This is a genomic window from Halorarum sp. SLYT50 (genome assembly GCF_059821265.1).
Map to the genome: position 1 here is coordinate 2,438,277 of NZ_CM187555.1, position 25,387 is coordinate 2,463,663.

Here is a 25,387-nt window from a genome sequence, read left to right on the forward strand (position 1 = left end):
GTACGACGCGGCCGAACGTCGGCCCATGCCAGACAGCGTCGCCGTCGCCGGGGCGGGCCTCGCGGGTCTCGTCGCGGCGCGACACCTCGCGGACGCGGGCGCGGACGTGACCGTCTACGAACGACGCGACGAGGTCGGCGGACGGGTCCGTTCGCGGGAGCGCGACGGGTTCGTCCTCGACCGGGGGTTCCAGGTGCTGTTCACCGGCTACCCGGCCGTCGAGCGTGAACTCGACCTCGACGCGCTCTCGCTCCGGCGGTTCTCGCCCGGCGCGGTCGTCTGCTCGGGCGCGGAGGGCACTCGTGCGGCGCTCGCGGACCCGTTCCGCGACCCGGGGAGCCTCGTGGAGTCGGCGTTCAACCGCCAGGTGACGACGAGCGACAAACTCCGGACGCTCGCGCTCCGGCGCGAGTTGACGAGCAAGCCCGAGTCGTGGTTCTTCTCCGGTTCGGACGAGTCCATCGAGGAGTACCTCCGCGAGTGGGGGTTCTCGCGGCGCTACCGCCGCAACTTCGTCGCGCCGTTCTACGGCGGCATCACGCTCGACCGCTCGCTGTCCACGTCGAAACACGTGTTCGCGTCCACGTTCCGCGCGCTCTCGACGGGGGACATCGCCGTCCCCGCCGACGGGATGGGCGCCATCACCCGCCAGTTGGCCGACCGGGCGCGCGCGGCCGGCGCGGACCTCGTGCTCGGCGAGGGCGTCGAGACTGTCGAGCAGACCGGCGACGGTGTCCGCGTCGAGACGACGGAGCGCGCACTCGACGCCGACGCCGCGGTGGTCGCCACCGACCCGCCGGCGGCGCGCGAGTTGACGGGCGTCGAGTCCGTCCCCACGGAGGGGCGTCCGTCCGTCGCGCAGTACTACGCGCTCCCGGACGACACGCCGCTGTCGACCGGCCGGAAGATTCTGCTCAACGCCGACGACGACGCGCCGAACGTGGTGGTCCCGCTGACGGACGTCGCCCCCGAGTACGCGCCCGCGGGGAGCCAACTGCTGTGCGCGACGTTCCTCGGCGAGGCGGCGCTGAACCACGACGCCTCGGCGCTCGCGGCGGAGACGCGCGCGGCGCTCGCGGCGTGGTTCCCCGAGCGCACGTTCGACGGACTCGACCGCCTGCACACCGACCGCATCCGCTTCGCGCAGTTCGACCAGCCGCCCGGAATCCACGAGCGCCTGCCCGACGTGACCGCCCCCGACGGACCGGTGTTCCTCGCCGGCGAGTACACCGAGTGGTCGTCGATTCAGGGGGCGATGGAGAGCGGGCGGACGGCCGCGCGGGCGGCGCTCGACGGCCGCTGACGCGCCCGGGCCTCGGCGGGAATCGCGGCGGGGTCGGTCGAAACGCGGACGACCGGGAGGCGCGACCAGTCGACCCGGGCGGCGGCGCGGAGCGCCGATTCCAGCCCCCGGTGGGCGCTCGACTTCGGGCCGACGCCACCGAGTCCCTCGCTGTTCGGGTCCACGGCGCTCACAGCAGCCGCCGGAACGCCCCGAGCGGCGGGAACGTCAGCGTCTCGTCGTCGTCCTCGGCGCGGACGAGCGGTCGGAGCGCGTCGGGGTCGGTGACGAGGGGACTCCGGAAGTCGCTCGCGCGCATTCCGTTCACCTCCGCGCCCCCGGCCAGTCGGGTGAACGCAGGGAGCATCAGTACGTCCGCGCCGCGATACGCCGCCTCGCCGTAGAGGTAACACGGCGTGCGTCGCCCCTCGACGTCGATGGTGGGGTGGTCGTGGCCGACGACGTACAGCGCCGCGTCCTCGTCGGTCGGGGGGGTCTCGTCACCGTGCCGGACGACGGTGGGTCCGCCGGCGTCGGGCTCCCCCCCGAGCACGTACGCGTCGTGGACGGGCCCGTCCCACACGTCCGCGAGTACGACGTCGTGGTTCCCGCGGACGAGCACCGGTCGCGCACCCGCGTCGCGGCAGGCGTCCGCGAGCGCCGCGAGCGAGCGCTCGGCGGCGACGCTCGCGCGCCCGAACTCGTGGAGCACGTCGCCCGCGACCACCATCTCCGCGGGCGCGAACCGGTCGAGGAGCGCGACCAGCCGACCCCGGAGGTCGCCCGCCTCGTCCAACGGGACCGCAACGTCCGACGCCTCCGCGCGCCCGACGTGGAGGTCCGCGAGGACGAGCGCGTCGTGTTCGCGCAGGTAGACGGCCCGGTCGCGGAACGCCGCGTTCAGCACGGCCGGCGCTTCTCCGCGTCGGAGGTTAGTGCTGTCGGGGCGGACCCGACGAGTGACGGAGACGACGCGGGAGGGACGGGGCGACCGACCCACCGTCGGGCACGCACGAGGGGCGCAGCTACTTGGTCCCCCCCGCAGAAGCCCCGGGCGATGCACGTCGCAATCCTCGGCGCGTACGGGAGCGCCGGCGTCGCCGCGGCCCAGACGCTCGCCGACCACACCGGCGAGGGAGCGGTCCTCGACCGCCTGACGCTCGTGGACGGGGGCGACCCCGGCGGCGGACTCTGTATCCTCCGCGGCTGTATGCCCTCGAAGGAAGTCCTCTCGGCGGCCGAGCACCGCTACCGCGCCCGCCACGACGACCGGCTGGCGGGCGACCCCCCCGAGATGGACCTCGAGCGGATCGTCGAGCGGAAGAACGGCCACACGTCGTCGTTCGCGGCCCACCGCCGCTCCGCGATCCACGAGTTGGCGGAACACGACGGCGTCGAGTTCGTCCACGAGGACGCCCGGTTCGTCGGCCCGCACGAACTCGAACTGTCGGGGGGCGACCGCCTCGACGCCGACTACGTCGTCGTCGCCACCGGGTCGACGGTGAACGCGCCCGACACCGACGGCATCGACGACGTGGACTACTGGACGAGCGCGGACGCGCTCGACGCGACCGAGCTCCCGGAGTCGGGTATCGTCGTGGGGTTCGGCTACGTCGGCGTCGAACTCGTCCCGTACCTCGCGGAGGCGGGGGTCGACCTCACGGTGGTCGAACACGACGAGCGCCCGCTGGACGACGCGCCCGCCGCGTTCGGCGACGAACTGCTCGCTGTCTACCGCGAGGAGTTCGGCGTCGAGGTGCTGACCGAGACGCACGAGGAGCGGCTGGAACCGACGGACGACGGCGGCGTCCGCCTCCACACCGACCGGACGGACGAGGCGGCGACGGTCGAGGCGGACGACCTGTTCGTCTTCACCGGTCGCCGGCCGAACCTCGGCGGCCTGCACCTCGGCGCGACGGACCTCGACCCCGGACCGGGCTGGGTCGACGCGACGATGCGCGCGACCGACGACGAGACGGGCCGGACGTACGTCGTCGGCGACGCGAACGGCCGACAGCCGCTGTTGCACGTCGCCAAGGAGCAGGGCTTCCTGGCGGCCGACAACGTCGTCGCCGCGGCCCGAGTCGAGACGAGTGGCGGGACGCCGGAACTCGAGGAGTACCACCCCGTCACCCACGAGGTGATGTTCGCCGCGGCGGCCGTCTACCCGTACGCGCGGGTGGGACACACGGCCGACTCGGCGCGCGAAGCCGGCCACGAGCCGGTCGTCGCGACCCGCCGCGCCGAGCAGGACGGCGTGTTCAAGACCAAGGCGGCCGCCCGCGGACTCGCCCGACTCGTCGTCGACGCCGACGACGGGACGGTCCTCGGCTACCAGGGCCTCCACTACCACGCCGACGTGATGGCGAAGACGATGCAGGTGGCCGTCGAGCGCGGCGCCGACGTGCGCGAGTTGCCCGACCGGGCGTACCACCCGACGACACCCGAGATTCTCGACGGACTGTTCCGGGACGCGAGCGGGGCGCTCGACGGGGAAGACGGGGACGGATAGACGGGGCGGGCGGCCACCGACGCACGAGCGCGACGGCGCCGCCCCCGCCCTCCGCCCGCGGAAAGCGACACGGGCTTGTCCGGCGGACCCCTGACCGGGCGTATGGAGGCGACGACCGCGGGACGGTACCGCGTGGTGAGCGGACCGGAGGAGCGCACGCCGGCGGGCGACGACTCGGCGGAGTCGGAACGCCGCCCGACGTTCGTCTTGGTCACCCTCGACGCGGCCGAGGGGGACGGAGCCGGCGACGCCGACGAGTACGACCCGGTCAGGGTGGCCGCCGCCGGCTACGAGGGGGCGCTCGCGGCGGACGTGGCGGCGCTGGAGTCGGGGTACGTCGTCGAGGCGACCCTCGAGTGGGTCGACGGGCACGCGCGGTTCGCGTCGGTTCGCGTCGAGCGCCGCACCCGCTACCGGTTCGCGGACGGCGTGACGGACCTGTTCGAGGCCGCGCGCGCCGCGTGGGACGACGCCCGCGCGGCGGGCGACGCGATGGCCTCGCGCGTCACCCGCGACACCGACGGCGACCCGAACGGCGCGCTGTACGTCTTCGCCGACGGCGGAGGCGGGGACGCGCGCTCGCCGGTCCGCCGGGCGGCGACCGCCGGAACCGGAGCGACCGGGAGGCGCGACCTGTTCGCCGCGTTCCGCGACGGGACGACCCCGCTCGACCCGCTGGTCGAACGGGTCAACGAGGACGCCGGCGAGGGCTCGCGCGAGGTGTTCGTCCTCCGCCCGGCGGACGGGCGGTTCGTCGTCGTGTACATCGCCTTCGAGAAGGGTGGACTGCTCGCGCGGACGGTCCGAGACACCTACTTTTGACGGCTTCCGACGGGCTCTCGGCGCTCGACCGGGCGTCTCACTCTAGGAGGAGCGAGAAACCCCACGTTCCCTCGGCGGGACCCTCCGCCTGACTGCCGGTGGCGGTGGCGTTCGTCTCGTTGGTCGCCGTCCCGTCGGCGGTCGTTCCGTCGGTGGCCGTCCCGGTGGAGACGCTGTAGGTCGACTCGAACCGGTGTTCGCCGACCGGCAGACAGGCGTCCTCGTCGGTCGGCGCCCCGTACAGTTCCAGGTCGGCCGAGACCGACTCGTCCGGTTCGAGCGCCACCGTGCGGTACTCCATCGTCGTGGCGACGCCCTCGTGGAGCCGCCAACAGTCGGGGTCGGTGGGGTAGTCGCCGCCGGCCGGCAGCAGGACGAGTTGCCCCGACTCGGCGGTCACGTACTCGAAGACGACCGCCCGGGCCTCGCCGAGCGTGATGGGTTCCTCGCCCCCGTTCTCGACGGTGACGCGCAGGCGCGGCGGGTGGTCGGCGGTCGCCACGGGGTCGAGCAGTTCCACCGTCGGACGGACCGGGAGCGACGGCGCGTCGTCCACGGCGGCGAGCGTGACGCCGGGCCCGCCCGACCCGCGCGGGCGCGTGTCGCCCGTTCCGTTGGTGTCGTTGCCGCCGGAGCCGCCCGAACCGCCACCCGGCGGCGTCTCCGAGGGTGTCTCGTCGCCGGAGGAGCCGCCGCCGGACAGGCACCCGGCGAACAGCCCGGAGCCCAGGAGGGCAGCCGTCCCGAGGAATCCGCGTCTGGTAGTCATGTCTCCGTGAACGCACGCTCGGGAGATAACGCTGACTTAAGCACAAACGAGGGCTTGTGTCTCCGGCGCGGTTCCGGTCTCGCTCACTCCTCGTCCCACGCTCGCCGACAGTTCGAATCGCAGAAGGCGTGGACGCTGAACTCCCCGCCGTCGTCCCGCGTCGAGAGCGGGTGCCACTCGGTCGCGTCTATCCGCGACCCGCAGGTCGCACACCGCCGCGTCGCCGCCGCCGTCGCGTCGCTCGTAGCCGACTCGGCGCGCGCGTCTCCGTCGCCGTTCCGGTCGTCGCCCATCGGTTCCTCCGGTCAGTCGAGCCAGCTTCTCGACCGGCCGGCCCCGGCCGATTCGGCGCTCACTGTCGCCGACGCGGCGTCCTCCACGAAGACGGTCACCTCGTCGCTGTCGACGACGATGCGGCACCCCGCCCACCGGAACGAGATGGTCCCCCCCGTCCGCGAAACCCCCGTCTCCGTCGCGCTGAATATCCCGTTCAGACACTCCGGGTCGATGACCTCGTACAGCGGCGGGAGCGTCGTCACGTCGACTCCCTTCGCGTTCGCGACGGCCGTCACTATCCGTTCACACATCGTCGTCTGCTCCAGCGTCGAGTCGCCCCGCCCGTTCGAATCAGCTTTCATCGGAATGAACTAACGCTCGTCGTCCGGACACCTAACGGTTGACGGCATCCAGTTGCTCCGTCCGAACTGGCGGCTGCATACTGATGCATTCGACACGAATCTACACGCCCGGAGCGGGTTCGTCGGGGTCAGTCGTCGCCGAAGAGGAGCGAGAACGTGGTCCGCTCGCCCTTCCTGATGTGGCGACTCACGGTCGACTGCGCGACGTCGAGCATCTCCGCGATGTCGCGCGCCGAACTCTCGCGCGGCGTCTCGAAGAAGCCGGCGAGGTAGGCGCTCTGGAGCACCTCCCACTGCCGTTCGGTGAGCCGCCGTTCGAGTTCGCTCCTGAACTCCTGAGCGGTCATCACCGACTCGTCGAGTTCGCGCCTGGCGACGAGTTCGACCTCGCCGTACTGGCGTTCGAACAGGTCGACGAACGACCGAATCTCCGCGCTCCCCGGCACGCGGATGACGACCCGCCCCTCGTCGTCGCCGGCGGTCATCAGCGTCGGGACGCCGCCGCGCCCGAGCAGCTCCGCGAGGAACGTCGACCCGCCGAGCGAGCACTCGAAGAGACACTCGGTCGACCGCTCGGCGACCAGGTGCAGGTCCTCGATTCCGCGCGCGCTCCGGCCCGCGCGCTCGATTTCGGTGGGCGACGCACCGCGGATGGTGAACACGACGGTGAGGGACCCGTCGTTCGTCTCCGTCACCCGCTCGAACTCGAACTCGTGGTCCGTGTCGGCCACCAGCCCGAGCAGTCCCCCCTCTGGACGACCGACCCGGAAGTCGAGTTCGACCGAGTGCTCGCTGACGAGCGCTCGCCGCCGTTCGAGCGCGTTGAGCGCGTACCCGATCATCTCGCCCAGTTCCTCCAGCACGGTCGCCTCGAGCTCGTTGAACACGCCGCGCTGGGCGGCGTAGAGGTTGACGACGCCGTAGAGCGTTCCCTGGTAGGCGACGGGGACGGCGATGCTGGAGCGGAAGCCGCGGTCGAGCGCCGCGGCGCGCCACGGCTCGAACGGCGGGTCGGCGTAGATGTCGTTCTGGACCTGCACCTGGTGGGTCCGAACCGCCCGTCCGGTCGGTCCTCCGCCGCTCTCCTCGCCGCCTGCGGTCACGGTGATGTCGTCCAGATACTCCTCGTGCCCGCCGGCCCACGCCTGCGGGACTACCTCGTCGCTCACCGGGTCGTACGTCCCGAACCAGGCGAACTGGTAGGGGTCGGCGTTCGCGAGGCGGTCACAGACGACTCGCTCCACGTCGGTCCGGGCGGACGCCTGCACCAGTTCCCGGGTGATGCCGCGAATCACCTCGTTGATTCGGTTGACCCGTTCGAGCGAGTCGGTCTGCCGCTGGAGCGCGTCGCGCTGCTCTCGGAGCGCGGCCTCGCGGTCGACCCGGTCGAGCGCGGACGCCGCGTTCTCGGCGAGGAGCGTCGCCACCTGCCGGTCGGTCTCCGAGAACGCGTCCCGGTCGGTGCTCCCGGCGACGAACACGCCCCGGTCGCCGACGGGGAGGACGACGGCGCTCCGGAGCGGTGTCTCGGAGGCCGGCAGGTCGCGGTCGGCCGGCAGGTCGCCCGACACGACCGGGTCGCGGTCGATGAAGACCCGCCACGGAACGTCTCGCTCGGACGCGAACAGCGACCCGTCCCCGACGAGGTCCGCGACCGCCGGAGTCCGGGCGAGCGACCGGAGCCGACCGGTCTCCTCGTCGTACAGGTCGACGGTCGCGACCGGGAAGCCGAGGTCCCGGTGAGCGGCGGCGACGACGCGCTCGCTCACCTCTCGCTCGGTCTCGGCCTCCGTCAGGCGCTTCGCGAGGTCGTTGAGGTGCGCGAGTTGGTCGCCCCGCCGCCGCAGTTCCCGCTCGCGCTCGACCCGGTCGAGCGCCGACTCCGCGCTCGCCGCGAGCAGCGCCGCGAGCCGTCGGTCGGTCTCCTCGAGCGTCGCTCCGGTCTCCGAGCCGACGCCGAGGACGCCGTGCTCGCCCAGAGGAATCCAGACCCCGCCCTCCAGCGGCCGGCCGGCGTCGCGAGCGTCGTCCGGTCGCACCGTCTCGCCGCGGTCGAACGCCCGCCAGGCGGCCGCGTCGTCGTCCGCGCCGACCGCCGACAGGTCGTCGACCGACTCGGCCACGGAGGGGGAGACCGCTCTCGGGTGGAGGCGGCCGTCGCGTTCGTCGCGGAGGTAGACGACCCCGCCGGGAATCTCCAGCAGGTTCACCACCGTCTCGACGACCCGGGCGCAGACGTCCCCGGCGTTCTCGGCGTCGACCAGGTCGCGGCTCGCGTCGTGGAGTTCGGTCAGCGTCGCCTCGTACCGCTTCCGCTCGGTGATGTCGCGGACGACGCCGACCCGGCCGTGTTCGCCGTCGCCGACCGGGAACAGCGAGATTCGGGCCTCGATGGGCACGTCCCGCCCGTCGGCGGTCGTGAGCGTGGTCTCCAGCACCGCCGTCTCCGCGCCGTTCCGTTCGAGTTCCGCCTGGAGTCGGGCCGCCTCGGCGTCGAGGTCCTCCCCGGTCACCACCGACGCGCGTTCCCCGAGCAGTTCCTCGCGCGCGTACCCGGTGAGGTCGAGGTACGCGTCGTTGACCGCGACGAATCGGGACTCCGCGTCGAGCGCGTACAGGCCGTCGCTCGCGGCCCGAACCATCCGCCCGTACCGGTCGAGTTCGCGCTCGCGCTCCCGGCGCTCGGTCACGTCGCGCACCACCCCCGAGAAGTAGCGCTCGCCGCCGGCGGTGAACTCGCTGAACGACACCTCGACGGGCACCTCGTGTCCGTCCTTGTGCCGCCCGGGGAGTTCGACCGAGCCCCAGTCGAGCGTCCGCTCGCCCGTCTCGAGGTAGCGTCGGAGCCCCTCGCGGTGTCGCTCCCCGAGTTCCGGCGTCATCAACACCGTCAGCGGCTCCCCGACGATCTCGCTCGGCCGGTAGCCGAACACCTCCTCGACGGCCGGGTTCACGAACCGGACGACGCTGTCGGCGTCCACCGTGACGAGACAGTCGGAGGTGGTCCGCGAGAGCGCGAGGAGGTGCGCCCGACTCGTCGACGCTCCCTCCCCCGCCCGGTCGGCGAGGAGCAGGTAGGCGACGTCGTCGGCGACGACGCGCGCCGACGCCGGGCCCGTGTACACGGCGACCTCGTCGACCCCCGGTGGCGGCTCGTCGGGGCCCGCGTCGGGTTCCGAGCGGAGCAGGACGGTCGACACCCGGAACTCGTTCTTGAGCGTGCGGAGGAGCGCGGCGCCGTCGCCGTCCGGGAGACGGCCCTCGGCGACGAGACACTCGACCGGTTCGCGCTCCAGGACCGTTCGCGCCTCCGCCCGGGTCGGGACGCGGCGAACCGCGACCGGGACGGGCCCGGCTTCGACGGCGGTCACGACGGCCTCCGCGGCCGCCGACTCCGGTCCGACGTAGAGGACGGTCGGGACGCTCACGGGTGCGTCCTCGACCGACGCGACCGGGCCGCTCGTGCGCCCCCGCGCTCGGTATCGCGGCCGCGGCCGCCCGGTGGGGGGGAGAACATAGCGTAACCTAACTGTGGGACAGGCGAATAAGTATCACGGCCATATTCTTAGAATTATTTCCCAAACCGAATTATATTATGATGACATTTCGTATTGTATGGTCTTCTCGGCGGACGAGGGTGAGTTCGAATCGGGTGAGGACGCGCCATTCCACGCTCCGTCGCCCGGGGAACTGGGCCCTGAGGGGTTCGAACCCTCGACCACCCCGTTATGAGCAGGGCGCTCTGACCACTGAGCTAAGGGCCCACGTCCGACGGTACTGGCGACCGGCCCAAGTAAGTTCCCATCCCGTACCCACGGCGGTGACGGGCGGCGGCGCGGCGACCGCTCGGTGTCGCTGTCGACGGAGAAGCGCCGAAGCCAGGGCTCGAACCTGGGACCACCTCGTTAACAGCGAGGTGCTCTACCAACTGAGCTACTTCGGCCCGCACTCGTCTCTACCCCCGTGTATCTGAAATGGCTTTCGTTTCTCCCCGACGGGGGGCGCTCTCTCCGCCTCCGGACCGACACGCTGGTAAGCCGACCGGCGGAAGGAGGAGCCATGACCGAGGACGCCAGCGACGACCTCGACGCGCTCCTGTCGCGGGTCCGGGACCGGGTGACGCCCGGCGCGGACGAGCGCGAGCGACTGCGCGAGGCGGCCGACGCGCTCGCGGTCCGCGCCGAGGCGGCGGCGACCGACCTCCCGGCGCCGGCCGACGAGGCGGACGTGCTCCTGGTCGGGTCGACCGCACGCGGGACGTGGCTCGCGGGCGACCGCGACATCGACCTGTTCGTGCGGTTCCCGACGGCGCTCTCGGCGGACGACCTCGCCGAGTACGGCCTCCGCGTCGGCCACGCAGTACTACCGGAGGGCCGCGAGGAGTACGCGGAACACCCGTACGTCACGGGGACGTTCGACGGGTTCGACGTGGACCTCGTCCCCTGCTACGACGTGGCCGACGCCACCGCCATCCGCTCGTCGGTCGACCGCACGCCGTTCCACACCGCCTACCTCGACGCTCGCCTCGACTCCGCACTCGCGGGGGAAGTCCGCGTGTTCAAGCGGTTCCTCAAAGGTATCGGCGTCTACGGGAGCGACCTCCGGACCCGGGGGTTCTCGGGGTACCTCTCGGAGCTTCTCGTGCTGGAGTACGGCGGCGTCCGGGAGACGCTCGCCGCGGCCGCCGACTGGACCCCGCCGGTCCACCTCGACCCCGAGCGGCACGGTCGGGCGTCGTTCGACGACGACCTCGTGGTCGTCGACCCCACCGACCCGGAGCGGAACGTGGCGGCGGTGCTCTCGCGGGACAACCTCGCGCGGTTCCAGCACCACGCCCGCGCGCTCCTCGCGGCCCCCGACGAGTCGGCGTTCTTCCCGTCACTCCCCGACCCGCTCCCCGCGGACGCCGTCCGCGACCACGTGGAACGCCGGGGGACCGCCCCGGTCGCGGTGGTCTTCGACGGGCCCGACGTCGTGGACGACCAGTTGTACCCGCAACTCCGGCGCTCGCTCGACGGCCTCCGACGCGAACTGTCCGGTCGGGGGTTCGACGTGCTCCGAGCGGCCACGTTCGCGACCGAGGCGGCGGACGACGACGCGAGCGGCACGAGCCCCGGGTCCGGCACGACCGCGAGCGGCGCCGACGGTGGACGGCGCGCGGTCCTGCTCCTCGAACTCGCCCACCGCACGCTCCCCCGCGTCGAGCGTCACGAGGGACCGCCGGTCCACGTCCGCGAGCACGCGGCCGGCTTCTACGAGGCGTACGCGGGGAGCGACGCGTACGGCCCGTTCGTCGACGACGGCCGGTACGTCGTCGAACGCGTCCGGGACGAACGCGACGCGGTGGCGCTGCTCGACTCGCCCGCGCTGTTCGACGCCGCGCTCGGCGCGCGGGTCGAGACGGCGCTGCGCGAGGGGTACGACGTGCTCGCGGGCGCGGCCGTCGCGGACCTCGCCGACGAGTTCGGCACCGACCTCCGCGCGTACTTCGAACCGACGGTCTGACCCGCTGACGGCCCCAGCCGGCGGTCGGTCGCGTCCTACTCAGCCGAGGTCGAACCGCTCGCGCAGGTCGTCGACGACGTCCGTCGTCTCCGCCTCGACGTCCGCCTCGGCGTCGATGGGCGGCCGGCCGTCGAACGTCTCGTGGACGGTGGCGACCCCATCCGAGAGCGTGTCGAGGCCGTACCCTCCCTCGAGGACGAACCCGAGACCGGCGTCCGTCGCGTCCGCGAGCGTCCGCATCCGCTGGGTCATGAGCGCGTACCCCTCGGTCGAGACGCGCATCCGCGAGATGGGGTCGTGGCGGTGGGCGTCGAAGCCGGCGCTCACGAGCAGCAGGTCGGGGTCGAACCGCTCGATGGCCGGACTGACCGCCTCGTCGACGACCGCGAGGTAGTCGCCGTCGCCCGCGCCCGCTCCGAGCGGGACGTTGAGCGTCGTTCCCTCGCCGTCGCCCGTCCCCGTCTCGTCGAGTTCGCCCGTGCCGGGGTACAGCCCCGACTCGTGAACCGAGGCGTAGAACACGTCGCCGCGGTCGTAGAAGATGTCCTGCGTGCCGTTGCCGTGGTGGACGTCCCAGTCGAACACCGCCACTCGGTCGGCGTCGCCCGCGTCGAGCACCGACTGGGCCGCGACGGCGGCGTTGTTGACGAAACAGAACCCCATCGCGTCGTCGGCGACGGCGTGGTGGCCCGGCGGCCGACCGAGCGCGAACGGCGTCTCGCGGCCGTCCGCGCCCGCCAGTGCCTCCTCGGCCGCCCAGCACGCGAGGCCGGCCGAGGCGAGCGCGGCGTCCCACGTGCAGTCGTTGGCGACGGTGTCGGGGTCCCAGTTGCCGCCGCCCGACTCGCAGAACTCCCGAATCTCCGCGACGTACTCGTCGTCGTGGACCGCCTCGACCGCCTCGTCGGACGCCGGTTCGGGGTCGACGTACTCGACGCCGTGTTTCCGCTTCAGCCCCTCGCGGATGGCGCGCAGACGGTCGGGGTTCTCCGGGTGGCGCTCGCCCGTGTCGTGGTCGAGACACACCTCGCTGTAGCCGAATCGCATCTACTCGAAGAGGGCGAAGTACGTCTCGATGTCCTCCGCCTGTACGGTCCGCCGGTCGGCGTGGCGCGCGAGCAGCGCCGCCGCCCGTGCGACGTTGTCGGCGTAGTCCTCGAGCACGTCCGCGAGCGCCACCCGCGCGTCCATCGAGACGCGGTAGCGACCGTCGATGTCGAGGCGGGCGATGCGGTCCACCGGCGCGATGGGGAGCGTGAGGTCGCCGCGGTCCACGACGCGTTCGACGCCGAAGTCGCTCGGCATCAGGGTCTTGCGTCCGTCCTCGTCGGCCCGTTCGGCCGCGCCGGCCGCCAGGTCCGCGCCGTGGCGCTGGATGCGCCGTGCCAGTTCCTCGGCGGCACCGGCACTCACCCGGAGGTCGCCCGCGTTCCGACGGATGACCTCGTCGACGGGCGAGAACGGCAACTCGACACTCATACACTCATGCCGGAGTGAAGCGTGTATAACGCTTTCCGTTGCCGTGGTTGGCGTTCACGAACCCGGGTTCCCGGGCGTCGCGCCCGGCGCTCAGAACACGTCGTCGGCGTCGATGGTGCCGTCGCGCTCGCGCCCGCGGACGGTCACCTCCTCGCCGAGGCGGAGCGTCGCGCTCGTGTGCACGCTGCGCGTCTCCGTCCCGTCGTCGAGGACGACCGGGTCGCCCGCCTGCACGACGGTCCCGGTGAACTCCACCTCGCCGCCCGCCTCGTCCTCGCCGTCCTCCGCGTCGGCGTCGGTCGTCGCGGCGGCCGCCCCGCCGCCGCCCGACTCGAACGCGTCCAGCCCGCCCTGACCCGGGTCGCGCTCGTCCGACTCGCCGCCCCGAGCCGCCCGTGCCCCGCCGTCGGCGTTCTCCAGCACCGAGACGGTCGAACGCCACCCGGCGGACGCCTCCAGGTCGTCCTGCCAGCCGTCCTGTATCTCCACGTCGGTGAAGACGACGCGGTCGGCGAGGTCGACGTCCCTGTCCGCCTTCTCGCCCCACAGCGCGACGCGTATCTCGCCGGTGTCGTCCTTCACCCGGACGTTCCGGACCTGCCCCTCGGAGCCGTCGTCGCGCTCGAACGTGCGGGTGTCGCTCGTCTCGACGACGCCGCCCGCGATGTCGACGACGTCGCCGAGTTCGAGGTCGGCGATGTCCGTCGTCTCCGGGACGTACTCCACGTCGGCGTCGACCGGTTCGACCGCGCCCCGGTTGCCGACGTGGAGTTCGAGCGAGCCGTCGCGCTCGCGGACGTAGCCGTCGACCACTTCGACGACCTCCCCGGCGTCCAGTTCGGTCGCGCGGTCGGTCTGGTCGTCCCAGAGCGTGACGCGCACGCGGCCCGTCTCGTCGCCGAGCGTCAGGTTCGCGACCCGCCCCTCGGAGCCGTCGTCGCGCTCGAACGTCCGCACGCTGTCCGTGTCGAGGACGACGCCGACGAGCGTCACGTCAGACGCGCCGAGTTGGAGGTCGGCGACGCGGTACTCGTCGAGCGCCTCCACGTCCACCTCGGCGTCCTCGTCGGGTTCGGCCTTGTCGACGGCCACCTCGAGCCCGTTGTACCCCTCCTTGGGTCGACCCATGATGCGGAGCACGTCGCCGACCTGGAGCGTCTCGACGGCGTCGAGCGCCATCTCGTCCCACATCGAGACGGTGATTCGCCCCGACTCGTCGGCGACCTCCAGATTGAGCACGTGGCCGTCCTCGTCGTCGTCGTCGCGTTCGAACGTGCGTACCTCGCCGACGGTCATCACTTTCGCGAGGAACTTCACGTCGTCCATCCCCGGCTTGATGTCGGCCACGCCGTTCACCTCCTCGTCGCGGAGTTCGTGCGCGATGAGCATCGCCGCCGTCTCCTCGTCCGCCAGCCCGCCCATCTGCTCGACCTTCTGTTCGACGGCGGCCTCGAACTCCTCGAAGGGGACGTCCGCCTCCACGTCCTCGTAGACGTCTTCGATTACGCCCATTCCTCGACTGCCGCGGTGCGTCCTCTGCCGGTCGTTCCTACCATGGCAAGCGCATCTCCTCGTGGGTTGTACCGAGACGCTCTGCGGTACTTAGCTACCGCGGTCGAACGCGGCGGCGCGACCGAGCGGACCGGTGGTGACATACGCGACTCCTTGGGTCCCGATGACGAAAAAAGCTGAGCACCTCGACCCGCACGCGGCGGGTTGTACACACAGACTGCCCGGAGGGACAAAACACTCATACTTCGAGTGTCACGTCTCCTCCGCGGTAAGTGGGGGTCGTGTATGCACACCACATACCAAGAACTCGAAAGCGCATCCAACACCGAAGTCAAGCGAATGCACGGACAGATCGTCCGAAAGATCAGACAGCTCCAGGAGGACCGGCGCCTCGTGCTGGAAGAACTGGACCACCGAAACGGCGCCCCCGACGACGAGACGGAGGACCTGAACGTCCTCCGGTAGGCGTCGACCCGGTGTGACCCGGGTAGCGGATCGGGCGTGGTCGGACGCACCGCGCCGCCGCCCCGGAGCCGGCAACTGCCGTCGTGTGACGCCTCGGGAGTCGCTCCCGACGGCCGTCGCCGACGCCCGTCTCTTCGACCCGACCGACGGACTCGACCGGAGTCGCGACGCCGCTCCGACCCGGTCAGGCGTTCGAGGCGCGGGCGACTTCGCGCCGCTCGCCCGTCGAGTCGTGGTACACTACCGTCGTCTCCGGTACTCCACCGTCGAACGAGAGCGTCGCCTCGTAGCCGCGGTACACCAGTTGCTGCGTGCAGGCCGTCCCCGCTCCCCGGTCCTCGGTCGTCACGACGACCGACAGCACCCGGTCGGCGGCGTCGTACTCGGCGGACGCCAGCGCCGCCTCGGCACAGCCGTTCGGCCCGGTGAGACAGCCCTCGCACGTCACGCTCGCCGCGCCGTACGAGACGGCGGCCGACTCCGACTCGGACGCCGTACAGTCGCCCGTCCGCTCGAACGCCCGGTCGGTCAAGCGCGGGGTCCCGTCCGGCGGCGGACTGCCGGTGTCGTCCCCGTCGTCTCCGCCGACGCCCCCGACACAGCCCGCCAGCGCGACGCTCGCGACGCCCCCGAGGCCGGCGACGACCCGTCGTCGGTCCATGCTCACTCGTGTCGCGGCGGGCGCAAAAGGCCGCCGGAGGCACAAACGCCTATTTGCGTCTCCGGTCCCGCTCGCCTATCGTAACCGTCTTATGTGGGTCCGGAGTATACGAGAGTGAGTCCTGGTAGGGTAGTGGACTATCCTCTTGGCTTGCGGAGCCAGGGACCGGAGTTCAAATCTCCGTCAGGACGTTACATTTTACCGGCGCTACGCAGACGAGCGGAGCCACCACACCGAAAAGCGACTCCCACGGGACCACAGCGAGCGTGCGAACGGAGCGCCGTGGGAGTGGTTCAAATCTCCGTTCGATTCACCACTGGCCGACACCACACCGACCGACCGTCCGAGTCCGCTCCGTCGTGGACAGTGGGGCCACCGGCTCCTCCGACGGACAGCGCTAACCCCGTCCGGCACGAATCGGGGAGCGTGACGGAGTTCCGCCCCGCTCTCCGCGCCGGAATCGCGCTGTACGCGGACGGCGAGTACCGCGCGGCCCACGACCCGTGGGAGGCGGTGTGGCTCGAGCTCGACGCCGACTCCGCGCCCGCCGACGAACCGCTGCTCCACGGCCTCATCCAGTTCACGGCGGCCGTCCACCACGCCCGGCACGGGAACTGGAGCGGCGCGACCGGACTGGCCCGGAGCGCGGGCGAGTACCTCGCGGACCTGCCCGCGGACGCGCGCGGAGTGAACCTCGCCGCCGTCCGCGACTACCTCCGGGCGCTCGAACGCGACCCCGAGCGGGTCGAGCGCGGCCCGCCGCCGGCGCTCACCCACGAGGGGCAGCCGGTGACGTACGCCGACCTCTCGGTCGAGGAGGCGGCGCTCGCGGCCGATGCGCTCGCCGAGGGGAGCGGGTTCAGCGAGGAGGCGGCGGCCGTCGTCGCCGACGCCGCGCGGTACGCTCGCGCTGAGGCGGGGACGGGCCGTTCGACGTTCACGGCCCTGCTGTTCGACCTGCTCGCTGGCGACCCCTCCCGGGCGTTCGTGTTCGACAGACTGGAGCGGCACGTGGTGGAGCGGCGGCGCAAGGAGGAGGACGTGGAGGGACTGTTCGACGCCGACGCCGAGTGCGAGTAGCACGACCGACGCCCGCGGCGACGACCCGACGTTCTCAGACGGCGTCCTTCGGTTCGCCCTCGAACGTGTAGTCGGCGGAGTTGTCCTGCGGGTCGTACCCCAGCACCTCTCTGGCGCGTTCGAGCGAGTAGTAGCGCCGGTCGTTGTTCGAGATGCCGTAGACGATCTCGTAGCCGTACTCGGCCTCCAGACACCGCGCGAACAGGTGCGCGCAGTCGCGGTGCGAGAGCCACATCGCCTGCCCGCGCTCGTACTCCTTGGGCGGGTGGTCCTTGGTGAGGTTGCCGATGCGGACGCACGCGACGGAGAGGTCCTGGTGGTCGTGGTAGTAGCGTCCGATGGTCTCGCCGGCCGCCTTCGAGACGCCGTAGAGGTTCGACGGCCGCGGCAGTTCCGTCCCGTCGAGGCGGAACTCGTCGTCCGTCCGGTACATCGCGGGAGTGCGCTCGTCGGTCTCGTACGCGCCGACCGCGTGGTTCGAAGACGCGAAGACGACCCGGTCGACGCCCGCGGCCGCGGCCGCCTCGAAGACGGTGTGCGTGCCGTCGATGTTGTTCCGGAGTACGGAGTCCCACGGCGCGTTGGGGCGGGGGTCGCCGGCGAGGTGGACGACGGTGCCGACCCCGCGAACGGCCTCGTACACCGCTCGTTCGTCGGTCACGTCCGCGACGACGGTGTCCGCCGTCGAGACGTCCGTCGGGAGGCCCTCCGCGTTCAGCGGTTCGCGGTCGAGCAGGCGCCAGTCGTACTCCTCGCCGATGCCGGCGAGGATGGCCCGCGCCACCCGCCCGCCGGCCCCCGTGAGCAGCACCGGGTCGTCCATTCGTCCGGGGGTCGGTCGTCGGCCGATAAATAACGGTCGGTCGCGGCCGCTCGCGTCCCCGGTAGGGCTTTCCGGCCGCCCGGCGAGCGGTCCCCATGGTGACCGACGCCCAGCAGGCGTGTTTCGAGGCGGGTATCAAGTTCGGCTCGCTGTACCACCAGTTCGCGGGGACGCCCGTCTCGCCCGCCAGCGCCCGGTCGCTCGAACGCGCGATGGCCGAGGCCATCGAGAACCAGCCGCACTGCGAGTCGGTCGCCGTCCGCATCGACGACGACGCCGTCCGCGACGCCATCGGCCACGACGAGGGGTACGCCGAACTCACCGGCCGGCTGATGACCGTCGAGATGCGCGTGGGCTACCGCGGCGTCACGGTCCGGACGCGCATGGAGATGGAGGACGGCTACCCGCGGATGAAACTCGCCGCGGTCGTCGAGGACGGCGAGGACGGCGGGGAGGAGACCGACCGGGACGCGAGCGGCGAGCGGTCCGACGACTGAGCGGTCGGCCGAGCGCGGACGCACGCGAGACGGTCCGAGGCGCCGGTCTTCACTTTCACTTTCGGGCGACGGTTTAACCGCCGACGGGGCGAACGCGGGGGCATGGGACAAGCGACGTTCGACGACGACGACCTGTTCGGCGAGGCGGCCGACGAGATGCGCGAGGCGGTCGAGGAGCACCTCGCGAACGCGCGCGAGGGCCTCCCGACGGCCGACGAGGTGTGGGAGACGGACGCCGACAACGTGCTCGGCGCGCTCAACGGTCTCAACGCGGCGCTCGACACCGACGACGCCGTCGAGGAACTCCGCGCGGCGAAGAAGCAGTACGTGCTGGGCGAACGCGCCGGCGCGTTCGAGGACGCCGACGACCTGGCGGACGACATCGAGGCGCTGGAGTCGCTCGTCGAGACGCTCGAGGAGGTCCACGAGCAGGTGAGCGACCTCACGAGCGCCGTTCCGCAACTCCGCGGCGACCTGGAGGACGCACACGCCGACGCGGACGCCGACGAGGAGGAGACGGACGCGGAGGAGACGGACGCCGACGACGCGGACGCCGAAGAGGCCGAGGCCTAGCGCTCCCGGTCGCGCACCGCGGCCAGCACCGCCGCGAGCGCTTCGCTCGCCCGTTCGAGCAGTTCCTCCCCGAGCGCGGCGTCGCCCGCTCCCGGGTCGCCCACGACGCCGTTGTCGGTGAACTCGTCGCTGTCGTGCGCGAGGTTCACCCCGCGCACCCACTCCCCCCACCGGTCGCTTCCCCCCGCACGGGCCGACTCGACTTCGTCCTCTCTCACTAGCTCCGGAGTCGTCCGCCTGAGCAGCGCCGTCTCCAGTCTGCCGGCGTGTCCCATCTCGGCGGCGTGCTCGCCGACGGCGTCGAACCAGGTGAACGCCACCGCGTACGCGTCGGTCGCGTCGTCGCGCGACACCCGCCGGGACACCTCCGCGAGCGCCTCGACGTTCCCGCCGTGGCCGTTCACGAGCACCACCCGGTCGACGCCGTGGTGCGCGAGGCTCTCGACGGTCTCGCGCACGTACGCGCGAAACGTGTCGGGCGACACCCACAGCGTGCCGTCGAACGCGCGGTGCTCCTCGCTCACGCCCACGTGGACCGGCGGGGCGACGACCACCTCGTCGTCCTCGTCCTCCGTCGCCCGCTCGGCGGCCGCCTCGGCCACGGCCACCGCCGTGAGCGCGTCCGTCCCGAGCGGGGCGTGCGGACCGTGCTGTTCGGTGCTCCCGACCGGGAGGAACGCGGCGTCGGGCGCACCGTCGCGCACCTCGGTCCACGTCGCCTCTGTCAGCTTCATGCGCGACGGTGCGCCCGCGGCCGCCTTGTAGCTGTGTGCCCGGCGCCCCGCGACCGGTCCGTGACTCCCGGTCGTCGTCCCCTACCGGGCTCGAATCGCGAGCGGGCGGACCCGTGGGGGTTATGCCGAGGCCACCCCAACGCGTGGGCGATGGGACTCCTCGAGGACAAGTCGCGCGCCCGGCTGTTCTACAAGTACCTCTCGACGGTCTACGACACGATCAACCCGCTCGTCTGGAACGACCGGATGCGCAACCGGGCGCTGGAGTGGTTCGACGCGGACCGCGACGACCGCGTGCTCGACGTGGGCTCCGGGACCGGCTTCGCGACCGAGGGTCTGCTCAACCACGTCGACGAGGTGTACGCGCTCGACCAGTCGATGGACCAGATGGAACACGCGTTCCGCAAGTTCGGCAAGTTCGGCAAGGTGCGGTTCCACCGCGGCGACGCCGAACGGCTCCCGTTCAAGGACGACACGTTCGACAAGGTGTGGTCGTCCGGGTCCATCGAGTACTGGCCCGACCCCGTCGCGGCCCTCCGGGAGTTCCGCCGCGTCACCAGACCCGGGGGTACGGTGCTCGTCGTCGGTCCCGACTACCCGAAGACCAAGCTGTTCCAGCGGCTCGCGGACGCCATCATGCTGTTCTACGACGCAGAGGACGCCGAGCGGATGTTCCGCGAGGCCGGCTTCGAGGAGATGGACCACCACGTCCAGCAGCGCGCCCCCGGTACCCCGCGGGCCATCACGACCGTCGCGCGCGTCCCCGAGAGGTGAGCCGACCGAGGGTGCCCGTCCGCTACCCCGCCGTCGCGTCGAGTCGCGCCACCCGGCGCCCGTCCGCGTAGACGGTCACGCGCACCCGTGCGCCCGGCCCGAGCGTCGGGTCGTTGGTCCCGGCGACGCGGACGGACGCCGACTCGCCGGCCGTCCACCGCGGGTCGGCGGCCGCGTTGAACGGCCCCGTCGGTCCGCCGCGGAACCCGGACGCCGCGAAGAACGGGACCGGCGGCTGGTGGCGGAGTCGCGTGCCGTTCACCCGGACGACGACCCGGAGGTGGCGGGCGTCGAGCGTCGTCCCGCCGCGGTGGCTGACGACGAGCGCGTCGCCTTCGACGCGGAGCGCGAGCGCGGTCGTCGGCGCCGGTCCGTCGAGTCCGCCCGGTTCACCGGGCGCCGGCAGCCCGACGGCTGCGACGGTCCCGGCGAGCGCCACCGTGAGCAGGACGAGTAGGACGACCCCGACGGCGGGCGCGGACGCGCGGCGTGACACGGGGCGCGTGGTCGCCCCATCGGTGATAAACGTGGCCGCTCCTGCCGACCGCCCGCCCGGACCGACGCGCTACTGGGTCCCCCGGCCGGGCGTCGTCCTGTTGCTGGTCTCGTTCCCGTTCCCGGACCCCGGGGAGGCGTCCCCGCGGTACGCCTCGGCGACCGTCGCCGGGTCGACCGGTTCGACCTGGACGAACGCGGCGCTCGCGGTGTCCGTCTGCACCGCGGTGACCAGGTACTGCCCCCGCGGCGAGAGCGTCCAGAGGACGCCGTCGTCGCCGGTACGGCCGACGGTGACGCTGTCGCCGCCGCGGCCGAGTTTCACCGTCGCGTCCACCGGTTCGTCGGTCTGCGCGTCGACCAGTTCGATGCGGAGCGGCCCGCCGGCGTACGTCCGGTTCACGCTGAGCGTGAGGCCGTTCTGCGTGCTGTTGACCACCGGACCGGTCGGGAAGGCGGCGACCGGAATCCGCTGGTACTCCTTGAACACCCGCTCCGTCCCTCCGTCGACGAAGGTGGTGAGCCGGCCGTTCGGGTACGACACCTTGTAGATGAACGTCCCGCCTTTCCCCGACCCGCTGGTCGACGTCTTCGCGGCCCATATCTCGGGGTAGCTCCGCGCGGTCACGTTCTGCGCGACGGCCGGCTGGATGGCCGACCCGTCCGGGTCGCGGAGGTCCGCCCGGAACACCTCGCGCAGGTAGGTGTCGTCGCTGACGGTCGTCAACACGACGTTCGGTCCGGTGGCGGCGACGTACACCTGGGTCGGAGCCCGCGTGCCGCGGAGGGCGGCGACCGACCGCTCGGTGACCGGCCCGCCGAAGGTGTCGAGGTGGAACAGCAGCGACTGCGTCCGCGCGCTGTCGAGCGAGAACCCCTCGGTCTCCTCTCCCAGCGTCGCGAGGACGCGGACGCGGTCTGCGAGCGCGCGCGCCTCCGCACGGACGCGAGCGAGTTCGACGACGAGTTCGGTCGCCGTCGTCTCGCCGCTCGCGTACGCTTGCACCGCGGTGCGGTACCGGGTGCGGAGGGTGACGACCCGCTGTTCGACGCCGTTCATGCCGCCGAGGATGCGCTGGCTACGCACGTCTCTCGTCTCGGCCGCTCGAATCTCCTCGCGCAGCGCGAGCGTCTCCATCCGCTCGACCGACGCGTTCGTTCCGAACGCCACCGCGACGCCGGCGTCGAGCGAGACGGCCTCGACGCCGGTGACCGGCGTTCCGCCCGACGGGAGCGAGAGGATGCGGGAGACGTTCACCCCGCCGGTCACGTTCGTCGCGTTCGCCGCGACCGAGTCCGCGGCGGGAGCGGTCGCGCTACTCGCACTCGCGTTCCCGGTCGGGGTGTTCGCGCCCGCTGCGGCGTTCTCGGGCGGTACCCCGGCGGTGGTCACCGGAACGGCCCGCGGCGCGCCGCTCGTCGGCGCCGCGCCGGGCGTCGGGGCGACGCCGCCGCCGACCGCGACGCAGACCACGAGGAGGGCGGTGAGAACGGGGAAGGCTCTCATTGGGGGCGAGTACCCCCGCCCGACATAAAAAACCGAGCGACACGCCCCGCGGACCCCCTCCTCGCGGGAGGAGGCTGATGGAAAGCGTTTTGCCGGGCCACCGTGACCGGTCTGTCGATGCGGTACGTCGCCCTCCTCTTCGCGGCCCTCTGTCTTCTCGCCCCTACGGCGGTCGTCGCCGCGAGCGGGGCGGCGGCCGGCGCCCCCGCACACGGCGCGCTCGACGACCCGTCCCCGTCAGCGCTCCTCGCGTTCGAGGAGCCGCGGACCGAGTTCGTCGTCTCCGTCCGCGAGGACCGGAGCGCCCGGTGGAACGTCACGACCCGGTTCGCGTTCGAGACCGAGGCCGACCGCGCCGCCTTCGAGACGTACGCCGCCCGGTACGTGAACGGGACGGCGGCGGGCGGGCCGAGCCCCACCGTCTTCCGGAACGCGGCCCGCGCGGCCGAGAACGCCACGGGGCGCGAGATGGCCATCCGGAACGTGAACCAGACCGCCCGTCTCGTGAACGAGACGGCGGGGCTCCTCCGGCTCACCTTCACCTGGACCGGATTCGTCGGCGAGACGGACGCCGGCCGTCTCGTCCTCGCGGACGTGTTCCGGACGGCCGGGAACACCACGTGGTTCCGGACGCTCCAGGCGAGCCAGCGACTCGTCATCGAGCCGCCGCCGGGGTTCACCGCCTCCGACGTCTCCTCGCCGGTCGAGTACCAGATCGAGAACAGGCGCATCGTCGTCACCGGCCCGGCGACCCTCGACGCCGACGAACTCGCCATCAGGTTCGAGCGGGTCCAGTCCACCACGACGCCGACGCCGCAACCCCCGCCGCAGTTCGCGTCGCGGGAGCTCCTCTTGGCGCTGCTCGGTCTCGTCCTCCTCGGGGGGGTCGCGGCGCTCCTCTACCGCCGCGGAGGCGCCCGTCCCGAGGACGTCCCCGACCCGGGCGGCGGAGGTGAGGACCCGCAGCCAACCGACGGTGGGACCGCCTCACCCTCGAACGGAGTCGACGGCGCTGGCGGCGATTCGACGACCCCGGTGGACGACGAAGAGCCTCCCGACGACGGTCCCACCGAAGAGGAACTCGAACTCCTCTCGGACGAGGAGCGCGTCGAACGGCTCCTCGACCGGAACGGGGGGCGGATGCGGCAGGCCGCCATCGTTCAGGAGACGGGCTGGTCCGACGCGAAGGTGTCGCAGTTGCTGTCGGCCATGGCCGAGGAGGGCCGCGTCGAGAAACTCAGACTCGGCCGAGAGAACCTCATCTCGCTGCCCGACGAAGACGAGGAGTGACGCCGTCGGCGCCACCGGGGCGCCGGCCGTCGACCACCCGACCGGCCGTTCGGCGGACGCTCGGACGCACGGGTTCGCGCCGGGTCGGCGGTCGAAACTGTTTACCTGTGACCGCGGGTACGGGCGGGCGATGAGGATTCTCGTCGCGGTCACGGAAGTCGCCGAGGTGACCGAGGACTTCGAGGTCGACGGACTCGACGTCGCGAGGGAGTACCTCGAGTACGACCTGAACGAGTGGGACGACTACGCCGTCGAGGCGGCCGTCCGGCTCTCGGAGACGTACGAGGACGTCGAGGTGGTCTCGGCGACCATCGGCCCCGAACGCGCCGAGGGGACCGTCCGGACGGCGCTGGCGAAGGGGGTCGACCGGGCGGTCCGCGTGTGGGACGACGACGTGGCGGAGGCCGACCTCGACGTGGCGGCCAAGACGCGCCTGCTCGCCGCCGTCGCCGAGACGGAAGAACCGGACCTCGTGTTGACGGGCGTGCAGACGAGCGACGAGGCCAACGGCGCGACGGGGGTCTCGCTCGCGGACGAACTCGGCTTCGAGTGGGCCGCGGTCGTCAACCGACTCGAGGTGGACGGGGCGTTCGAGACGGCGACCGTCCACCGCGAGTTGGAGAACGGCGTCGAGGAGCGAACCGAGGTCGACCTCCCGGCGGTGTTCACCATCCAGTTGGGAATCAACCGACCACGGGAGGGAGACGCCGGAGTCGACCCGCGGTCGGCGCCGATCGAACGGCGGGACCTCGCCGACCTCGGCCTCGACGCGAGTGTGCTCGCGTCGCCGCTCCGGCGGACGGGGATGGCGGAACCGGAGACCGAGACCGAGACGACCTACTTCGGGGGCGACGCCGACGAACAGGCCGCGCGGTTGGCCGACGTGCTCCGCGAGGGAGGAGCGGCCGACGAATGAGTGCCGACGACGACGGCGGTGTGGCCGTGCTCGCGGTCGCCGACCACCGCCGGGGGGACCTGCGCGAGGTGAGCTTCGAACTCGTCACCGCCGGCCGCGAACTCGCCGACGCACTCGGCGGGGAACTCCACCTCGCCGTCGTCTCTGGGGACGTCGACCGGTTCGCGGAGATGCTGAACTGCGAGGGCGTCGACGTCGTCCACACCGTCGCCGACGGCGAGGAGTTCAACCACGACCGGTACGCTGCGGCGACCGAGGCGCTCCACGCCGAACTCTCCCCGACCGCGCTGCTCACGCCCGACTCGGTCCACGGGCGCGACTACGCCCCGGCGGTGGCGAACGCGCTCGACCTCCCGTTCGTCGGCGGCGCGGTCGACTTCTCGTACGACGGCGGGGTCGAGGTGGTACGCGAGATGTACGGTTCGAAGGTGGAGACCACCGTCGCCGTCGAGGAGGAGCCGTTCGCGGTCACGGTGCGCGGCGGGGAGTGGCCGGTCACGGACGACACGGGCGAGGCGTCCATCGAGTCGTTCGAGTTCGAGGCCGACGAGTCGACGTTCGGCTCGCGCGTCCTCGGGTTCCAGGAAGTCGGCAAGGACGTCGACGTCACCTACGCCGACCTGCTCGTCTCGGTCGGCCGCGGCATCGGGTCCGAGGAGAACCTCGATCTCATCCACGACCTCGTCGAGGTCACGGGGGGAACGCTCGTCGCGTCGCGGCCCGTCGTCGACAGCGGCTGGGTCGAACGGAGCCGACAGGTCGGCCAGTCCGGGCGGTACGTCCGGCCGACCGTCTACCTCGCCATCGGCATCTCCGGGACGTCCGAACACATCAGCCAGATGAAAAACAGCCGGACCGTCGTCGCCATCAACGCCGACCCCAGCGCCCCCATCTTCGACATCGCGGACTACGGCGTCGTCGGCGACCTGTTCGAGGTGGTGCCGGCGCTCATCGAGCAGTTCGAGACGGAGGAGTAGCCGACGCCCGGCCGCCGGTCTCTCCCGCCCGGTCGAGTAGCGTTCCAGACCCGCCGTTCGGGCGACGACGCGCCGC

The 25,387-nt window shown here is 72.1% G+C and carries 26 protein-coding genes and 3 tRNA genes; 13 read left to right on the plus strand and 16 right to left on the minus strand.

Annotated elements, in window-relative coordinates; all coding sequences use genetic code 11:
• The first annotated feature begins 25 nt into the window (after window positions 1-25).
• Window positions 26-1,303, plus strand: a complete 1,278-nt coding sequence (locus tag AC6RUA_RS12725) for an NAD(P)/FAD-dependent oxidoreductase (protein ID WP_499813376.1) — start codon at window positions 26-28, stop codon at window positions 1,301-1,303.
• Here the strand turns inward: AC6RUA_RS12725 and AC6RUA_RS12730 are convergent.
• Together AC6RUA_RS12730 and AC6RUA_RS12735 are read right to left on the minus strand one after the other, a co-directional pair.
• Window positions 1,246-1,476, minus strand: coding sequence for a hypothetical protein (locus AC6RUA_RS12730; RefSeq protein ID WP_499813377.1), 231 nt, complete (start codon window positions 1,474-1,476; stop codon window positions 1,246-1,248). The two genes, AC6RUA_RS12725 and AC6RUA_RS12730, sit on opposite strands and share 58 nt — an antisense overlap.
• Window positions 1,473-2,189: a metallophosphoesterase gene (locus tag AC6RUA_RS12735; RefSeq protein ID WP_499813378.1), complete on the minus strand. Its 717-nt coding sequence runs from the start codon at window positions 2,187-2,189 to the stop codon at window positions 1,473-1,475. Before AC6RUA_RS12735 ends, AC6RUA_RS12730 begins: the two co-directional genes overlap by 4 nt.
• A 150-nt stretch (window positions 2,190-2,339) precedes the next feature.
• On the opposite strand from AC6RUA_RS12735, the gene AC6RUA_RS12740 reads away from it, so the two are divergent.
• Together AC6RUA_RS12740 and AC6RUA_RS12745 are read left to right on the plus strand one after the other, a co-directional pair.
• Window positions 2,340-3,794, plus strand: a complete 1,455-nt coding sequence (locus AC6RUA_RS12740) for a dihydrolipoyl dehydrogenase family protein (protein ID WP_499813379.1) — start codon at window positions 2,340-2,342, stop codon at window positions 3,792-3,794.
• 102 nt (window positions 3,795-3,896) lie between these two features.
• Window positions 3,897-4,616 carry a DUF6663 family protein gene (locus AC6RUA_RS12745; RefSeq protein ID WP_499813380.1) on the plus strand — a complete coding sequence of 240 codons (720 nt, stop codon included), beginning with the start codon at window positions 3,897-3,899 and terminating at the stop codon, window positions 4,614-4,616.
• Window positions 4,617-4,653: 37 nt separating this feature from the next.
• Here the strand turns inward: AC6RUA_RS12745 and AC6RUA_RS12750 are convergent, their stop codons facing one another.
• From AC6RUA_RS12750 to AC6RUA_RS12775, 6 genes are all read right to left on the minus strand, one after another.
• On the minus strand, window positions 4,654-5,385 hold the full coding sequence (locus AC6RUA_RS12750) for a hypothetical protein (RefSeq protein ID WP_499813381.1): 732 nt from the start codon (window positions 5,383-5,385) through the stop codon (window positions 4,654-4,656).
• Window positions 5,386-5,468: 83 nt separating this feature from the next.
• On the minus strand, window positions 5,469-5,678 hold the full coding sequence (locus AC6RUA_RS12755) for a DUF7576 family protein (protein WP_499813382.1): 210 nt from the start codon (window positions 5,676-5,678) through the stop codon (window positions 5,469-5,471).
• Window positions 5,679-5,690: 12 nt separating this feature from the next.
• Window positions 5,691-6,023: a HalOD1 output domain-containing protein gene (locus AC6RUA_RS12760; protein ID WP_499813383.1), complete on the minus strand. Its 333-nt coding sequence runs from the start codon at window positions 6,021-6,023 to the stop codon at window positions 5,691-5,693.
• Window positions 6,024-6,151: 128 nt separating this feature from the next.
• Entirely contained in the window at window positions 6,152-9,451 is a 3,300-nt protein-coding gene (locus AC6RUA_RS12765) for a PAS domain S-box protein (RefSeq protein WP_499813384.1), read from the minus strand.
• Window positions 9,452-9,714: 263 nt separating this feature from the next.
• A tRNA-Ile gene (locus tag AC6RUA_RS12770) sits at window positions 9,715-9,787 on the minus strand.
• Window positions 9,788-9,893: 106 nt separating this feature from the next.
• Window positions 9,894-9,966, minus strand: a tRNA-Asn gene (locus AC6RUA_RS12775).
• A gap of 116 nt (window positions 9,967-10,082) precedes the next feature.
• Between AC6RUA_RS12775 and cca the strand changes: the two genes are divergently transcribed.
• On the plus strand, window positions 10,083-11,528 hold the full coding sequence (cca, locus tag AC6RUA_RS12780; protein WP_499813385.1) for a CCA tRNA nucleotidyltransferase: 1,446 nt from the start codon (window positions 10,083-10,085) through the stop codon (window positions 11,526-11,528).
• 39 nt (window positions 11,529-11,567) lie between these two features.
• Here cca and AC6RUA_RS12785 read toward each other — a convergent pair whose 3' ends face one another.
• From AC6RUA_RS12785 to AC6RUA_RS12795, 3 genes are all read right to left on the minus strand, one after another.
• Window positions 11,568-12,575, minus strand: coding sequence for a histone deacetylase family protein (locus AC6RUA_RS12785; RefSeq protein ID WP_499813386.1), 1,008 nt, complete (start codon window positions 12,573-12,575; stop codon window positions 11,568-11,570).
• Window positions 12,576-13,007 carry a histone gene (locus AC6RUA_RS12790; RefSeq protein WP_499813387.1) on the minus strand — a complete coding sequence of 144 codons (432 nt, stop codon included), beginning with the start codon at window positions 13,005-13,007 and terminating at the stop codon, window positions 12,576-12,578.
• Window positions 13,008-13,097: 90 nt separating this feature from the next.
• Complete coding sequence (locus AC6RUA_RS12795) at window positions 13,098-14,519, minus strand: single-stranded DNA binding protein (RefSeq protein ID WP_499813388.1); 1,422 nt, start codon at window positions 14,517-14,519, stop codon at window positions 13,098-13,100.
• A gap of 285 nt (window positions 14,520-14,804) precedes the next feature.
• Between AC6RUA_RS12795 and AC6RUA_RS12800 the strand changes: the two genes are divergently transcribed.
• Complete coding sequence (locus AC6RUA_RS12800) at window positions 14,805-14,984, plus strand: hypothetical protein (RefSeq protein ID WP_499813389.1); 180 nt, start codon at window positions 14,805-14,807, stop codon at window positions 14,982-14,984.
• A gap of 184 nt (window positions 14,985-15,168) precedes the next feature.
• On the opposite strand, the gene AC6RUA_RS12805 is transcribed toward AC6RUA_RS12800, so the two are convergent.
• Window positions 15,169-15,645, minus strand: coding sequence for a hypothetical protein (locus tag AC6RUA_RS12805; protein ID WP_499813390.1), 477 nt, complete (start codon window positions 15,643-15,645; stop codon window positions 15,169-15,171).
• Between the two features lie 118 nt (window positions 15,646-15,763).
• Here AC6RUA_RS12805 and AC6RUA_RS12810 point away from each other — a divergent pair.
• A tRNA-Arg gene (locus AC6RUA_RS12810) sits at window positions 15,764-15,836 on the plus strand.
• A 235-nt stretch (window positions 15,837-16,071) separates the two neighbouring features.
• Window positions 16,072-16,725 carry a DUF309 domain-containing protein gene (locus AC6RUA_RS12815; protein ID WP_499813391.1) on the plus strand — a complete coding sequence of 218 codons (654 nt, stop codon included), beginning with the start codon at window positions 16,072-16,074 and terminating at the stop codon, window positions 16,723-16,725.
• A gap of 34 nt (window positions 16,726-16,759) precedes the next feature.
• Here AC6RUA_RS12815 and azf read toward each other — a convergent pair whose 3' ends face one another.
• Entirely contained in the window at window positions 16,760-17,548 is a 789-nt protein-coding gene (azf, locus tag AC6RUA_RS12820; protein ID WP_499813392.1) for an NAD-dependent glucose-6-phosphate dehydrogenase Azf, read from the minus strand.
• Between the two features lie 95 nt (window positions 17,549-17,643).
• Between azf and AC6RUA_RS12825 the strand changes: the two genes are divergently transcribed.
• Window positions 17,644-18,045, plus strand: coding sequence for a dihydroneopterin aldolase family protein (locus tag AC6RUA_RS12825; protein WP_499813393.1), 402 nt, complete (start codon window positions 17,644-17,646; stop codon window positions 18,043-18,045).
• A 102-nt stretch (window positions 18,046-18,147) separates the two neighbouring features.
• Window positions 18,148-18,618, plus strand: a complete 471-nt coding sequence (locus AC6RUA_RS12830; protein ID WP_499813394.1) for a DUF5790 family protein — start codon at window positions 18,148-18,150, stop codon at window positions 18,616-18,618.
• Here the strand turns inward: AC6RUA_RS12830 and AC6RUA_RS12835 are convergent.
• Window positions 18,615-19,352, minus strand: coding sequence for a creatininase family protein (locus AC6RUA_RS12835; RefSeq protein ID WP_499813395.1), 738 nt, complete (start codon window positions 19,350-19,352; stop codon window positions 18,615-18,617). The genes AC6RUA_RS12830 and AC6RUA_RS12835 overlap by 4 nt on opposite strands.
• Before the next feature lie 150 nt (window positions 19,353-19,502).
• Here AC6RUA_RS12835 and AC6RUA_RS12840 point away from each other — a divergent pair, with 150 nt between their 5' ends.
• Window positions 19,503-20,126, plus strand: a complete 624-nt coding sequence (locus AC6RUA_RS12840; RefSeq protein WP_499813396.1) for a methyltransferase domain-containing protein — start codon at window positions 19,503-19,505, stop codon at window positions 20,124-20,126.
• A gap of 22 nt (window positions 20,127-20,148) precedes the next feature.
• Here the strand turns inward: AC6RUA_RS12840 and AC6RUA_RS12845 are convergent, their stop codons facing one another.
• Window positions 20,149-20,622, minus strand: coding sequence for a type IV pilin (locus AC6RUA_RS12845; RefSeq protein ID WP_499813397.1), 474 nt, complete (start codon window positions 20,620-20,622; stop codon window positions 20,149-20,151).
• 69 nt (window positions 20,623-20,691) lie between these two features.
• Entirely contained in the window at window positions 20,692-22,128 is a 1,437-nt protein-coding gene (locus AC6RUA_RS12850; RefSeq protein ID WP_499813398.1) for a DUF7094 domain-containing protein, read from the minus strand.
• Between the two features lie 117 nt (window positions 22,129-22,245).
• Here AC6RUA_RS12850 and AC6RUA_RS12855 point away from each other — a divergent pair, with 117 nt between their 5' ends.
• The 3 genes from AC6RUA_RS12855 (at window position 22,246) to AC6RUA_RS12865 (ending at window position 25,311) form a co-directional block, all read left to right on the plus strand.
• Window positions 22,246-23,418, plus strand: a complete 1,173-nt coding sequence (locus AC6RUA_RS12855; protein ID WP_499813399.1) for a helix-turn-helix transcriptional regulator — start codon at window positions 22,246-22,248, stop codon at window positions 23,416-23,418.
• A 130-nt stretch (window positions 23,419-23,548) separates the two neighbouring features.
• Window positions 23,549-24,334, plus strand: a complete 786-nt coding sequence (locus AC6RUA_RS12860) for an electron transfer flavoprotein subunit beta/FixA family protein (RefSeq protein ID WP_499813400.1) — start codon at window positions 23,549-23,551, stop codon at window positions 24,332-24,334.
• Window positions 24,331-25,311 carry an electron transfer flavoprotein subunit alpha/FixB family protein gene (locus AC6RUA_RS12865; RefSeq protein WP_499813401.1) on the plus strand — a complete coding sequence of 327 codons (981 nt, stop codon included), beginning with the start codon at window positions 24,331-24,333 and terminating at the stop codon, window positions 25,309-25,311. Before AC6RUA_RS12860 ends, AC6RUA_RS12865 begins: the two co-directional genes overlap by 4 nt.
• The last annotated feature ends 76 nt before the right edge of the window (window positions 25,312-25,387 follow it).